This is a genomic window from Actinomadura livida (genome assembly GCF_014648675.1).
Lineage (GTDB): Bacteria > Actinomycetota > Actinomycetes > Streptosporangiales > Streptosporangiaceae > Spirillospora > Spirillospora livida.
Genome location: NZ_BMRO01000003.1, coordinates 537182 through 550860, shown reverse-complemented (window position 1 = coordinate 550860; position 13679 = coordinate 537182). Strand labels below are relative to the sequence as shown.

Below are 13679 nucleotides of genomic sequence, written 5' to 3'. Positions count from 1 at the left end.
ACACGACCGCGCGAACGGGGGAACCGGCGGAAAATGGGCACCATCGGCGACGTGGGCGAGTTCGGATTGATCGCCCGGCTGACCCGGCGGCTGCCGCCGGGTCCCTCGGTGCCGCTCGGCCCCGGCGACGACGCGGCCGTCGTCGCCGCGCCGGACGGCCGCGTCGTGGCCACCACCGATCTCCTCGTGGAGGGCAGGCACTTCCGCCGCGACTGGTCGGGCCCCTACGACATCGGCCGCAAGGCCGCCGCGCAGAACCTCGCCGACGTCGTCGCCATGGGCGCCCGGCCCACCGCCCTGCTCGTCGGGTTCGCCGCCCCGCCCTCGACCGACGCGGAATGGGCCGAGCGGCTCTACGACGGGCTCGCCGACGAGTGCCGCGCGGCCGGTGCGTCCGTCGCGGGCGGCGACGTCGTCGGCGCCCCCGAGATCACCCTCGCCGTCACCGCGCTCGGCGACCTGGGCGGCGGGGCGCCGCTCACCCGGTCCGGGGCGCGGCCCGGCGATGTCGTCGCCGTCCGGGGGCGGCTCGGCCACGCCGCCGCCGGGCTGGCCCTCCTCACCGCCGGGCTGGAGGGGCCCGCCGAGCTGATCGCGGCCCACCGGCGTCCCGAACCCCCGTACGCGGCGGGCGGAGAGGCGCGTGCGCACGGTGCGACCGCGCTGCTGGACGTGAGCGACGGGCTCGTCCAGGACCTCGGGCACATCGCCGCCGCGAGCGGCGTCCGGATCGACATCGACTCCGCGGCCGTGCCCGTCCCGGACGTCCTCGGGCCGGACGGCCTCCGGCACGCCCTCACCGGTGGTGAAGATCACGCGTTCGCCGGATCGTTCCCGCCGGACGCCCGTCTGCCGGCGACCTGGAGGCGGATCGGGGTCGTCGCCGAAGGATCGGGAGTGCACGTCGACGGCCGCGAACCGCCCGCCGGCGGATGGGACCACTTCCGGACCTGAACGCGCCGGGCACGCAGCGCGTACAGCCGTAAGCGTTGCCGGATCCTGTAGGCATGGTTGGTACGGGTTTGGTATACATCCTGTGATCGAAGAGGGATGGGATGGGACGACACAGCAAGGTTGGGCCACCGGAGGACGACCCCCTACGGGGCGCCCGAGGCTCCCGGGTCCGACCCTACGGAGCTCCGTCCGGTCCGCCCTACGAGTCCGGTCCGCCCTACGACGCCTACTCCGGGCCGACCGACGACCGGGTCTACGTGTCACCGCACGACCGCATCTCCACCGGTCCTCCGCCCGGCGCGGAACGCCAGAACGGGCCGCCGTCCCGCCGGCTGTTCGAGCCGCTCCCCGGCGACTACCCGGGTGACTTCCCGGGCGCTCCCGCCAACCCCTATCCCGCCGCCGCACCCGAACGGCCTCCCGATCCGCTCGACCTCGAGCCCGGCGGCGGCCGCCGCTGGCTCAGGTTCCTGTCGGTGCTCCCGGTCCCGCTGATGCCGATCCTCGCGCTGGTCGTCGCCGTCGGGATCGTCTCCTACGCGCTGAGCACCCAGCAGATATCCCTCAACTTCGCGGGCGGCGCGCCGAGCAACACGCAGACCGACCAGCGCGACAACCAGATCACCCAGCGCGGCCCGGACGAGCGCGCCAGCCGCGGCGCCGAGCGCTCCGACGGCCTCCTCATCGCCTTCCGCGTCGCGTCCCGGACCCCCGGCGGCTTCAAGGCCACCGCCACGATCGCCAACCAGGGCCCCCGGCCCGTGGACCAGTGGGCGCTGGCGTTCCAGATCCCGACCGCCTCGGTCACCGCCGTCAGCGGCGCCACCGCCGTCCGGACCGGCGCCACCCCGTTCCTGCGGGGCCGCACGGTCATCGCGCCCGGCGAGCGGGTCCGGATCGTCTTCACCGCGCGGGGGACCGCCGCCAAGCCGTCCTCGTGCGTCCTGAACGGCAGGCCCTGCGCGCTCGTCTGAGCGCGGCCGCCGGCTAGATCGCATAACCCGGCAGACCGCCATAAAGTGGGCGGCATGACGACCATCCCGTCCCTCGCGCAGGCGCCTCCCCTCGTGCTCACCGTCGCGGGCTCCGACTCCGGCGGCGGCGCCGGGATCCAGGCGGACCTGAAGACCATGCTCGCCCTCGGCGTCCACGGGATGAGCGTCGTCGCCGCCGTCACCGCGCAGAACTCGCTCGGCGTCCAGGGCTACTGGGAGCTGCCGCCCGAGGCGGTGCGCGCCCAGCTCGACTCCGTGCTGTCCGACATCGGCGTCCACGCGATCAAGACGGGGATGCTCGCGTCGACGGTGCTGGTCGAGACCGTCGCGGAGGCGCTCGCCGCCACCGACGCGCCCGCCGTCGTCGATCCGGTCGGCGTGTCCAAGCACGGCGACTCGCTGCTGGCGCCGGACGCCGTGCACGCCGTCCGCTCGGCACTGCTGCCGGTCGCGACCGTCGTGACCCCCAACCTCTTCGAGGTCGAGCAGCTCACCGGCGTCAAGGTGGTGGACGAGGCGGGCATGCGCGAGGCCGCCGAGGCCGTCAAGGCGCTCGGCCCCCGCTGGGTCCTGATCAAGGGCGGCCACCTGCCGGGCGAGCCCGCCGACCTGCTCTTCGACGGGGAGCACGAGCACCGCTTCACCGCGCCCCGCCACGACAACCGGCACACCCACGGCACCGGCTGCACGCTGGCGTCCGCCATCGCGTCCCACATGGCCATGGGGGAGGACGTCCCCTCCGCGGTGGCGAAGTCCAAGGAGTACGTGACGGGCGCGATCGCGGCGGGCTTCCCCCTCGGCTCCGGCATCGGCCCCGTCGACCACGCCTGGCGCCACCGCTGAGCACCCGGGCCCGGGAATGCGAAAGCCGGCTCACCGGGTGGGCCGATGAGCCGGCCGAGGCCGTCCGGGATCAGGTCAGACGGTCGGCTTGACGACCTTGCCGGCCTTGATGCAGGACGTGCAGGCGTTGATCCGCTTGGTGCTGCCGTTCACGACGGCGCGCACGCGCTGGATGTTGGGGTTCCAGCGGCGCGGGGTGCGGCGGTGCGAGTGGGAGACGCGCATGCCGAAACCGGGTCCCTTGCCGCAGACGTCGCAGACGGAAGCCACGGGAAACTCCAAGTGGTGTCGATGCTCTGGACCGGAGCGACGCCCCGATGCCACCGACGGCGGCCGGACATCACGGGTGCTCACTGAGGGCGCCTCGGACGAGGCGCGAGGATCAGAGTAGCCGACGCCGCGCCGGGTACGCGAATCGCCTCGCGGCCCGTCCGGCTTCCCGGAACGGCACGCGCACGGTACAGAAGAGGACGAGACGGCGAGAGGGGCGGGTCCGTGGGCGAGGTCCTCGACGGGGTGGCGGTGCTGCGGTGGAGCAGGCTCACGGCGGAGGCGCTTGGGCGCGCGAGAGCGGAGATCGACGCGCTGAACGTGTTCCCCGTCCCGGACGGGGACACCGGCACGAACCTGTACCTCACCGTGATCGCGGCGGCGGATGCGCTGGACGAGCTCCCGGACGGCGAGCCGCCGGACTCCGCGCGGATCTGGCGCGCGCTGGCGCAGGGGGCGCTGCTCGGCGCGCGGGGCAACTCGGGCGTGATCCTCAGCCAGGTGTTCCGCGGGCTCGCCGACGTCCTCGGCCCGCTGGAGGGGCCGCCGGACGGCACCGCGTTCGCGGGGGCGCTGGCCCACGCGTCGGGCCTGGCCCGCGAGGCGGTGGAGCGGCCGGTCGAGGGCACGATCCTGAGCGTCCTCGCGGCCGCGGCCGCGGCGTGCGGCGCGGAATCGTCCGGAACCGGACTCGCCGGGGTGACGCGGGCCGCCGCCGCGGGCGCCCGGCGGGCGCTCGGCCGCACCACGGGCCAGCTCGACGTGCTGGCGCGGAGCGGGGTCGTGGACGCGGGCGCGGCCGGGCTCTGCGTGGTCCTCGACGTCCTCGCGGCCGTGGTCACCGAGGAGTACCCGGAGCGGTACGAGGTCCCCCCGCGCGCGGCACCTCCCCGTACGGCGGGGGCGCCGCCCGCCGAGGAGCACCCCGGGCCGCAGGGGCCCGGCTACGAGGTCATGTACCTGCTCGACGCGCCGGACGAGGCGGTCCACGTCCTCCGCGAGCGGCTGGACGGCCTCGGGGACTCGCTCGTCGTGGTGGGCGGCGACGGCCTGTGGAACGTCCACGTCCACGTGGACGACGCCGGCGCGGCCATCGAGGCGGGCATGGCCGCGGGCCGCCCGCACCGCATCCGCGTCACCTACCTCGACGCCGGGGAGCGGCCGCACGCGCCGCACACCGGGCGCGCGGTGATCGCCGTCACCGCCGCCGGCGGGCTCGCCGCGCTGTTCGAGGAGTGCGGCGCGCGGGTCGTCCGGCGGGAGAGCGGCACGGTGCCGCCGCTCGCGGTGCTGGCGGACGCGATCCTCGCGGCGGGCGACGAGGTCGCCGTCCTGCCCAACGAGCCCGAGGTCCTCGCCCTCGCCGAGGCCGCCGCGGAACGCGCGCGGGACAGCGGCGCCCGGATCGCGGTCGTGCCGACGAAGGCGTCCGTCCAGGGGATGGCGGCGCTCGCCGTGCACGACCCGCTGCGCCGCTTCGGCGAGGACGTCATCGAGATGACCCGCGCCGCCGGCGCCACCCGCTTCGGCCACCTGGAGGTCGCGGAGCAGGAGGCGGTCACGAGCGTCGGGCTGTGCCGGCCCGGCGACGTGCTCGGCCTGATCGAGGGCGACGTCGTCACGATCGGCGCGGACGTCGCCGAGGTCGCCCGGCACCTCCTGAACCGGATGCTGTCCGGCGGCGGAGAGCTCGTCACGCTGATCGCCGGGGTGCACGCGCCGCCCGCCCTCGCCGGCGCGCTCGAAGACCATCTGCGCGGCGACCATCCCGACGTGGAGGTCGGCGTGTACGACGGGGGCCAGGAACGGTACCCGCTCCTCATCGGCGTCGAGTGATTCCCGTCCCCGCCATGGGCTAGAAAAGACTGCGTGGCGAATCTCGACGAGCCGTTGAGCAAGGTCCTGGGCGACAAGACGGCCAACGCGCTGAGGAAGGGCCTCGACCTGCACACGGTCGGCGACCTCCTGCACCACTACCCGCGCCGCTACGCGCACCGCGGGGAGCTCACCCAGCTCAGCGGCCTGCAGGACGGCGAGCACGTCACGGTCATGGCGGAGGTCGTCAAGGTCCAGGGCCGCAGCCTCACCCGCAGCCCCGGCTACGTCCTGGAGATCACCGTCACCGACGGGACCGGGCAGCTGAAGCTGAGCTTCTTCGGCCGCAAGGGCTCCTACCGGCCCGAGAAGGAGCTGTCGCCCGGCACCCGCGGCCTGTTCGCCGGGAAGATCAGCACCTACCGGCCCCGCAGCGGCAAGGAGGTGCGGCAGCTCACCCACCCGCAGTACAAGGTCGTCGCGGAGAAGGGCGCCGAGGAGGCCGCCCAGGAGTGGGCCGACGAGATCATCCCGATCTACCCGTCCACCAAGGCGCTGCCCATCGAGACGATCGGCACGTCCGTCGGCACCGTCCTCGACCAGCTGACCCTGCCCGCGGACCCGATGCCCGGCGCGCTGCTCGGCCGCCGCCGCCTCACCGGCCTGCGCGAGGCGTACGAGGGCATCCACCGCCCCCGCACCTGGGACGAGCTGGGCAAGGCCCGTGCCCGCCTGAAGTGGGACGAGGCGTTCGTCGTCCAGGTCGCCCTGGCCCAGCGCCGCCTCGCCGCCGCCGCGCTCCCCGCGACACCGCGCCCGCCCGCCTTCGGCGGCCTCCAGGCGGAGTTCGACGCGCGCCTGCCCTTCGAACTCACCGAGGGCCAGCGCCAGGTCGGCGACGAGATAGCCGCCGACCTGGCCCGGGGGCACCCCATGCACCGCCTCCTCCAAGGCGACGTCGGAGCGGGTAAGACCGTGGTCGCGCTGCGGGCGATGCTGCAGGTGGTCGACAACGGCGGGCAGGCGGCGCTGCTCGCGCCCACCGAGGTGCTCGCCCAGCAGCACTACCGGTCGATCACCGGCATGCTCGGCGACCTGGCGGAGGCCGGGCGGATCGGAGGAGCGGAGAACGCGACCCGGGTCGCGCTGCTCACCGGGTCGCAGGGCGCCAAAGCGCGCAAGGAGGCCCTGCTGGACGCGGCGTCCGGCACCGCCGGGATCGTCGTGGGCACCCACGCGCTCCTCCAGGAGAGCGTCCAGTTCGCCGACCTGGGGCTCGTCGTCGTGGACGAGCAGCACCGCTTCGGCGTCGAGCAGCGGGACGCGCTGCGCGAGAAGACCGGCGGCGGCCGCCCGCACGTCCTGGTCATGACGGCGACCCCGATCCCGCGCACGGTCGCGATGACGGTCTTCGGCGATCTGGAGACCTCGGTCCTCGGGCAGCTTCCGGCGGGCCGGTCGGAGATCCGGACCCACGTGGTCCCGCCGGAGAAGCCCGCGTTCCTCGCCCGGACGTGGGAGCGCATCAAGGAGGAGGCCGCCCAGGGGCGGCAGGTCTACATCGTCTGCCCGCGCATCGGCGAGAAGGAGGGCGACGAGGGCGACGCGATGGACACGGGCGACGCCGACGACTCCGGCCGCCGCTCCCCGCTCGGCATCATGGAGGTGCTGCCCAAGCTGGAGGAGCTGCTCGCCGGCCTGCGCATCGGCGTCCTGCACGGCAAGCTGCATCCCGACGAGAAGGACGCGGTGATGCGCCGCTTCACCGCACGGGAGCTGGACGTGCTGCTCGCCACCACCGTCATCGAGGTCGGCGTGGACGTCCCCAACGCCACCGTGATGGTGATCATGGACGCGGACCGGTTCGGCGTCTCCCAGCTCCACCAGCTGCGCGGCCGCGTCGGACGCGGCTCCCTGCACGGCCTGTGCCTGCTCGTCACCGACGCCGAGCCCGGAAGCAAGGCCCGGGAGCGGCTCGACGCCGTCGCGTCCACCACGGACGGCTTCAAGCTGTCCCGCCTCGACCTGGAGCAGCGCCGCGAGGGCGACGTGCTGGGCGCCGCGCAGGCCGGCCGGACGTCCAGCCTCCGGCTGCTGACCCTCCACCGCGACGAGGACGTCATCCGCGACGCCCGCGAGGAGGCCACGGCACTGGTCGAGTCCGACCCGGACCTGGCCGACCACCCCGGCCTGGCCACCGTCCTCGCGTCCCTCCTGGACGAGGACCGCGCCGACTTCCTCGAAAAGACCTGACCCACTCGGCCCTCGCGCCGTCGGTGGCCATGCACCGGCAGGCGTGCTTGGCCGCGCCGGGACGCCGGGATACTGGGGGACATGACGAGGGTCATCGCGGGGATCGCGGGAGGGCGGCGGCTCGCCGTCCCGCCCGGACGGGACACACGGCCCACCGGCGACCGCGCCAGGGAGGGCCTGTTCGCCACGGTCCTCGCCCTTCTGGGCCCGCTGGACGGCCTGCGCGTCGCCGACCTGTACGCGGGGTCCGGGGCGGTCGGGCTGGAGGCGCTCTCCCGGGGCGCCGCCCACGCGCTGCTCGTCGAGTCGCATCCGCGCGCGATGCGGGTGATCCGGCAGAACGCCGAGGCGCTCGGGCTGCCCGGCGCCGTCCCGTGCCCGGAGAAGGCGGAGCGGCTCGTCCGCACGCCGCCGGACGAGCCCTACGACTGGATCTTCGCGGACCCGCCGTACCCGCTGCCGGACGCGTCCGTCACCGCCCTGCTGGAGGACCTCCGCGACCACGGATGGGCCGCACCCGACGCGCTGGTCGTCGTGGAGCGCGCCGCGCGCGGCCCGGCGCTGCGCTGGCCGGACGGCTTCGAGGCCGAGCGGGACCGCCGCTACGGCGAGGCGATGTTCTGGTACGGCCGCGCGACCGGCCGTTGAGACCACGGCGGTTCGGGTAGGAGGACGCGCATGAGGCCCGGGATCGACCGTGCGTTGACCCGTACCTGGGTCGTCACCTTGGTGCTGGCCGCCGCGCTCATGGCGAACATCACCTACGTGCAGGGTTTCCAGGCCGAGGAACTGCGGGACTCCGCGCTCAACTCCCGCCGCCTGGACGACCGCTTCAAGGTCGACCGCGGGCCGATCGTGGCGGACGGCGTCCGGCTCGCCTGGTCGGAGAAGGCCGGCGACGAGCGCTACCGGCGCCGCTACCGCGAGGGGCCGGTGTTCGCGCCGGTCACCGGCTACTTCTCCGTCTTCTCCCAGACCGGGCTGGAGGAGGCCGCGAACCACTTCCTCGACGGGACCGACGACCGGCTCGCCACCGCCAACCTCATCGACAAGATCCTCGGCAAGAAGGTGCCGGGCGGGACGGTCGAGGCCACCGTCGACGTCCGGGCGCAGCGCGTCGCGTACGAGGCGCTCAGCGCCGCCGGCGCGCGGCGGGCGGCCGCCGTGGTCCTCGACGCCGACACCGGCGCGATCCGGGTGCTGGCGTCCACGCCGACCTACGACCCGAACGAGGTGTCCACCCTCGACGGGGAGCGGGCGACGGCGGCGTTCGAGCGGCTCAACGCCCAGCCGCTCAAACCGCTGCTCGACAAGGCCGCGAAGGAGCTGTTCCCGCCCGGCTCGACGTTCAAGGCCGTGGTCGCGGCGGCCGCCCTGGAGGCCGGGGCTACCTCGGACACCGGGGTCACGGCGGGCCGGAGCTACCGGCCGCCCGGCGCCGGGCAGGCGATCAACAACGACGCGGCCGACATCGGCGGATCGTGCGACCGCGCCCGCATCCCGCTCATCGAGGCGTTCGCGCAGTCGTGCAACACCACGTTCGCCTACATGGGGGCTGAGGAGCCGGGCAACGGCGCCGTCCACGAGAAGGCCGCCGCCTTCGGGTTCGGCGACCGCATCGAGTACGCGGACGGCGTGCTGAGCGCCGCCTCGTCCTTCCCCGAGACGGGCGAGGCGGCGCTCAGCGCGCTCGGCTCCATCGGCCAGGGCAGCACGGTCGCCACGCCGCTGCAGATGGCCATGGTCGCCGCCGCGGCGGTCAACGACGGGGTGGTCATGCGGCCCCGGCTGATCGAGAAGTTCCGCGCCCCCGGCGGCCGGACGGTGGACGACGTCTCGCCCCGCCGGATGTCCCGGGCGCTGAGCTCCGAGCAGGCCGCCCAGATGCGGGACATGATGGAGGCCGTGGTCCAGAGGGGCACCGGCAGGTCGCTGCGGGGCACGTCCATCCTGGGCGGCAAGACAGGGACCGCCGACGTCGAGGGCGCCTCCTACAACGAGCGCTGGTTCATCGGCTTCGGGCCCCGAGAGAACCCCGAGTACGCCGTGGCGGTGCTGACCGAGGCCCCCGGGTACGGCATCGAGTCCGGCCCCATCGCCGCCCGGATCGTCGCCGCCCTCAGCCGCGAGTAGGCCCGCCGGTGCGCCGCGTCCGGATCCGCGCCCGGATCCGCCCGCCCGCGGCGCTTCGGGAGGCTCGGGCGAGCCCGGGTGAAAGCAGGCCGAATACGATTTGGTACGTTCGCGCCGCAGGTCAGAAACCGGGACCGAAGGGGTTCGCACCGTGCGCCGTGTCGTCTGTCCGGGATCGTTCGACCCCGTCACCAACGGGCATCTCGACATCATCAGCCGCGCCTCCCGTCTCTACGACGAGGTGGTCGTCGCCGTGCTGATCAACAAGAACAAGAAGAGCCTGTTCACCGTCGAGGAACGGGCCGGCATGATCACCGAGGTCACCAAGGAGTACGGCAACGTCCGGGTGGACACCTTCTACGGGCTCACCGTCGACTACTGCAAAGAGCAGGACATCCCGGTCATCGTGCGCGGGCTCCGCGCCGTCAGCGACTACGAGTACGAGCTGCAGATGGCCCAGATGAACCACCGGATAGCCGGTGTCGAGACGCTTTTCATGGCGACGAACCCGGAGTACGCGTTCCTCTCGTCAAGCCTGATGAAAGAAGTCGTGAAGTTCGGCGGCGACGCCTCCGGCCTCGTCCCGGACCTCGTGCACGACCGGCTGGTGGACCGCCTCCGGCAGGAGTGAGGGCCCGGCCCTGGTGAGGCGGCCGCGAGTTGGGGGCACTGCCGAAGCTTCGGTATCCTGTGACATCGGCCATCGACAGCCGCCGGCTCTCCCATGCCTCACGAAAGCAGGAATCCACTGACTCGCCGCGACCCCAACGCCCCGCTCGTGCTCGACACCCGGGCGCTGGGCAGGCAACCCGGGTCGTCGCGGGAGGAGCACCTGTCCGTGCCGGCACCGGAGAACTTCGGCGTCGAGATGGTGGGCGTCCCCGAGGGCGCCGCGATCGAGCTGGACCTCCGGCTCGAAGCGGTACTCGAGGGGGTGCTGGTCACCGGTACGGCGACGGTCCCCCTCCAGGGGGAGTGCTCCCGCTGCCTCGACCCGATCGCCTCGACCTTCGAGGCGGACTTCCAGGAACTGTTCGTCTACGGCGACACCCGCTCCGGCGGGAACGCCGACGACGAGGAGCTCCGCCTCGAGGGCGACCTGATCGACCTCGAGCCCGTCCTGCGGGACGCGGTGGTGCTCGCGCTGCCGCTCTCCCCGCTGTGCCGGGAGGACTGTCCGGGCCTGTGCCCGGACTGCGGTGTACGGCTGGCGGACGCCGAGCCGGGCCACCGCCACGCGGCCGCCGACCCCCGGTGGGCTGCGCTGCAGGATCTCGCCGGCGACCTGGCGCCGGCTCCCCCCGGCCGGGGGGACGGGAGCTCAGGCCCCCGTGGTTCATCCGACCGACGAGAAGGAAAGCAGGAGGGCTGACGTGGCCGTCCCCAAGCGGAAGAAGTCGCGCAGCAACACGCGGCACCGGCGTGCGCAGTGGAAGGCCACCGCGCCGAACCTGGTCGAGTGCCCGACGTGCCGCGACCCCAAGCTGCCCCACACCGCGTGCGCGACGTGCGGCACCTACAACCGGCGGCAGGTCATCACCCCGTCGTCCTGAGGTCTTCTCGCATCCCGGGGGGCGGATCCGCGCGGACGGCGCGGCCCGCCCCCTGCGGTGCGGCAGGACCGGCACCCCGACCACCCCGGCGCGAGACGTCGGCGTGGTGACCGGCGCGGAGAGCGCGCCCGGAGCCGTGGTGCACGCCGGGATCACCGACCGGCGCGCACCTCGTCTTCGCGGACCTTCCCTCGCCGAGCGTCCTCGCCGTCCCGGCCGCCCGGCCGCGCGCCACAGACGCGACCGCGCCCTGCGCGGTGCACGGCCTGCGAGGAGGGCCCTGTGAGCGGCAAGAAAAGCGACCCCGCGCCGGACCGCGCGGAACTGACCGGCGCGCTCGGCGTGGACGTCGACGCCGAACTGCTCGAACGCGCACTGACCCACCGTTCCTACGCCTACGAGAACGGCGGGCTCCCCACCAACGAGCGACTGGAGTTCCTCGGCGACTCGGTGCTGGGGCTCGTCGTCACCGACACCCTGTTCCGGGGCCACCCCGACCTGCCCGAGGGGCAGCTGGCCAAGCTGCGCGCCGCCGTGGTCAACATGCGGGCCCTCGCGGGCGTCGCGCGGGGCCTCGGCGTCGGCGCGCACATCCGCCTCGGCCGCGGCGAAGAGGGGACCGGCGGCCGCGACAAGGCGTCGATACTCGCCGACACGCTGGAGGCGCTGATCGGCGCGGTCTACCTCGACCGCGGCCTGGACGAGGCGTCCGCCCTGGTGCACCGGCTCTTCGACCCGCTCATCGACCGTTCTGCGGGCCTCGGCGCCGGGCTGGACTGGAAGACCTCGCTTCAGGAGCTCACCGCAGTGGAGGAGCTCGGCGTCCCCGAGTACCACGTCTCCGAGAGCGGCCCCGACCACCAGAAGACGTTCCGCGCCACGGTCCGCGTCGGCGGGACGACCTACGGGTCCGGTGAGGGCCGCAGCAAGAAGGAGGCCGAGCAGAACGCTGCCGAGGCCGGCTGGAACGAGATCCGCCGGATCGTCGTGGAGCGCGAGGCCGCCGCGCAGGGCGAGCAGGCCAGGCAGGCCGGACAGGCGGCCCAGGCCGGTGCCTGAGCTTCCCGAGGTCGAGGTCGTCCGGCGCGGCCTGGAGAGCTGGACGGCGGGCCGCACGATCGCGTCCGCCGAGGTGCTGCACCCCCGGTCGGTGCGCCGCCACGCGCCCGGCCCCGCCGACTTCGCCGGGCGCCTCGCCGGGCGCACCGTCCACCCGCCGCGCCGCCGCGGCAAGTACCTGTGGCTGCCGCTGAGCACGCCGGACGGCCCGGCGGACGAGGCGGGCGAGGCGCTGCTGGCCCACCTCGGGATGAGCGGGCAGCTGCTCGTCGGCGAGCCGGACCGGGAGCGCGAGAAGCACCTGCGGGTGCGGATCGCCTTCGCCGACGGCGGGCGCGACCTGCGCTTCGTCGACCAGCGGACGTTCGGGCACCTCCTGGTCACCGACCTGGTCCCCGACGCGGTCGGCGGCGGGAAGGGCCCCGGGCTCGTCCCGGCGCCGATCGTGCACATCGCCGCGGACCCGCTGGAGGACGCCTTCGACGCCGAGGCGTTCTTCCGCGCCCTCCGCCGCCGCAGGACCGGCATCAAGCGGGCGCTGCTCGACCAGTCGCTGATCAGCGGGGTCGGCAACATCTACGCCGACGAGGCGCTGTGGCGGGCCAGGCTGCACTGGGGGCGGCCGACCGACACGATGACCCGGGCGGAGGCCGCGCGCGTCCTGGAGGGCGCACAGGAGGTCATGGAGGCCGCCCTGGCCGTCGGGGGGACCTCGTTCGACAGCCTCTACGTCGACGTGAACGGCGACAGCGGCTACTTCGAGCGGTCGCTGGACGCCTACGGGCGGCGCGACGAACCGTGCCGCCGCTGCGGCACCCCGATCCGCCGGGACGAGTTCATGAACCGCTCCTCCTACAGCTGCCCCGTGTGCCAGCCTCGTCCGCGCCGCATGCGCTGACCGCGGGCCGGTTCGCCTCGCGCGATCCCGTCCGCCGGTCGGGTGACGCGCCGACCCCCGCTGCGGTTACGTTTGAGCACGCTTGGTGACCACGATCGAGGAGGGGCTGATGGGGACCGGGGACGACGAGACCGCGCGGCTGACGGCCTGGGTGCGGGGGCGGGTCCAGGGGGTCGGGTTCCGCTGGTGGGTGCGGGCGCGGGCACTGGAGCTCGGCCTCGCCGGCAGCGCGACCAACCTCGCCGACGGGCGCGTCGAAGTCGTCGCGGAAGGTCCCCATGCGGAGTGCCGGAAACTGCTCGACCTGCTGAAAGGCGACTCCCCGGCCGGACTGCCCGGCAGGCCCGGCAAGGTCACGGGCGTGGTGGAGCGCTGGAGCGAGCCGCGCGGAGAGGCTCCCGGTTTCCACGAGAGGTGACCGGGTAGGGAGTTCCGGTTTATACCTGCTAAACTAGTAGTGGAAGGTTGTTACCGGCCTGTGATGTGCGTCTTGACCAGGACACCGGCCGGTGCGACTCTAGACGATACGCGCACCGACTTCAGCTGTTTCTCGTGCGCGATCCCTGCTGGTTACTCAGCGTGGAGGACCCTTAGTCATGGCGAAGGCTCTACTCGGCCACGTCGGCGGTCCCGACCCCCGGATGGTCGCGGAGATGCGGCGCCTTCAACAGCGCGTACGTGATCTGGAAGCCGAGCTCGTACGGCTTCAGGCAGAGAACGACGCGCTCGCGACGGCTCCGGACGACGATGTGATGTCCCTTGCGGTGAAGGACCGTGAACCGGCGCTGACCTGATCAGCGCCTTATTCCTGAACAGGGACGCCGCTATCCGGCGTCCCTGTAGCGTTGAGAAGCAGGTACATACCGCAGCGCCCTCGGCGGCGGGGCCGTGCAGGCCCTCTCCGGA

The 13679-nt window shown here is 73.8% G+C and carries 15 protein-coding genes; 14 read left to right on the top strand and 1 reads right to left on the bottom strand.

The annotated features are described in order from the left end of the window. Positions 1-33 precede the first annotated feature (33 nt). The 3 genes from IEZ03_RS09235 to thiD all read left to right on the top strand — a co-directional run bounded on the left by IEZ03_RS09235 (position 34) and on the right by thiD (position 2792). The gene (locus IEZ03_RS09235) at positions 34-954 is read left to right on the top strand and encodes a thiamine-phosphate kinase (RefSeq protein ID WP_184887057.1); all 921 of its coding nucleotides are present in this window, start codon (positions 34-36) and stop codon (positions 952-954) included. A gap of 257 nt (positions 955-1211) precedes the next feature. Then, complete coding sequence (locus IEZ03_RS09230; RefSeq protein WP_184887056.1) at positions 1212-1928, top strand: cellulose binding domain-containing protein; 717 nt, start codon at positions 1212-1214, stop codon at positions 1926-1928. Between the two features lie 54 nt (positions 1929-1982). Further along, the gene (gene thiD / locus IEZ03_RS09225) at positions 1983-2792 is read left to right on the top strand and encodes a bifunctional hydroxymethylpyrimidine kinase/phosphomethylpyrimidine kinase (protein ID WP_184887055.1); all 810 of its coding nucleotides are present in this window, start codon (positions 1983-1985) and stop codon (positions 2790-2792) included. A 75-nt stretch (positions 2793-2867) separates the two neighbouring features. On the opposite strand, the gene rpmB is transcribed toward thiD, so the two are convergent. Further along, complete coding sequence (gene rpmB / locus IEZ03_RS09220) at positions 2868-3062, bottom strand: 50S ribosomal protein L28 (RefSeq protein WP_030164391.1); 195 nt, start codon at positions 3060-3062, stop codon at positions 2868-2870. 225 nt (positions 3063-3287) lie between these two features. Between rpmB and fakA the strand changes: the two genes are divergently transcribed. The 11 genes from fakA (at position 3288) to IEZ03_RS09165 (ending at position 13567) form a co-directional block, all read left to right on the top strand. Continuing rightward, positions 3288-4898, top strand: coding sequence for a DAK2 domain-containing protein (gene fakA / locus IEZ03_RS09215; protein WP_184887053.1), 1611 nt, complete (start codon positions 3288-3290; stop codon positions 4896-4898). Between the two features lie 33 nt (positions 4899-4931). Next, positions 4932-7130 carry an ATP-dependent DNA helicase RecG gene (recG, locus tag IEZ03_RS09210; RefSeq protein ID WP_184887051.1) on the top strand — a complete coding sequence of 733 codons (2199 nt, stop codon included), beginning with the start codon at positions 4932-4934 and terminating at the stop codon, positions 7128-7130. An 81-nt stretch (positions 7131-7211) separates the two neighbouring features. After that, a complete protein-coding gene (gene rsmD, locus IEZ03_RS09205; protein ID WP_184887050.1) occupies positions 7212-7778 on the top strand; it encodes a 16S rRNA (guanine(966)-N(2))-methyltransferase RsmD in 567 nt (188 codons plus the stop codon). Between the two features lie 30 nt (positions 7779-7808). After that, positions 7809-9263: a penicillin-binding transpeptidase domain-containing protein gene (locus IEZ03_RS09200; protein WP_184887049.1), complete on the top strand. Its 1455-nt coding sequence runs from the start codon at positions 7809-7811 to the stop codon at positions 9261-9263. A gap of 151 nt (positions 9264-9414) precedes the next feature. After that, a complete protein-coding gene (gene coaD, locus IEZ03_RS09195; protein ID WP_184887048.1) occupies positions 9415-9894 on the top strand; it encodes a pantetheine-phosphate adenylyltransferase in 480 nt (159 codons plus the stop codon). Between the two features lie 93 nt (positions 9895-9987). Beyond that, positions 9988-10635, top strand: a complete 648-nt coding sequence (locus IEZ03_RS09190) for a YceD family protein (protein WP_184887047.1) — start codon at positions 9988-9990, stop codon at positions 10633-10635. A 1-nt stretch (position 10636) separates the two neighbouring features. Then, positions 10637-10816, top strand: coding sequence for a 50S ribosomal protein L32 (gene rpmF / locus IEZ03_RS09185; protein ID WP_131950505.1), 180 nt, complete (start codon positions 10637-10639; stop codon positions 10814-10816). A 282-nt stretch (positions 10817-11098) separates the two neighbouring features. After that, positions 11099-11875, top strand: coding sequence for a ribonuclease III (gene rnc, locus IEZ03_RS09180; protein ID WP_184887046.1), 777 nt, complete (start codon positions 11099-11101; stop codon positions 11873-11875). Continuing rightward, entirely contained in the window at positions 11868-12773 is a 906-nt protein-coding gene (gene mutM / locus IEZ03_RS09175; protein WP_184887045.1) for a bifunctional DNA-formamidopyrimidine glycosylase/DNA-(apurinic or apyrimidinic site) lyase, read from the top strand. The genes rnc and mutM overlap by 8 nt, the downstream gene beginning before the upstream one ends. A gap of 109 nt (positions 12774-12882) precedes the next feature. Beyond that, on the top strand, positions 12883-13191 hold the full coding sequence (locus IEZ03_RS09170) for an acylphosphatase (protein WP_184890807.1): 309 nt from the start codon (positions 12883-12885) through the stop codon (positions 13189-13191). Between the two features lie 178 nt (positions 13192-13369). Continuing rightward, on the top strand, positions 13370-13567 hold the full coding sequence (locus IEZ03_RS09165) for a hypothetical protein (RefSeq protein WP_083946295.1): 198 nt from the start codon (positions 13370-13372) through the stop codon (positions 13565-13567). Positions 13568-13679 lie beyond the last annotated feature (112 nt).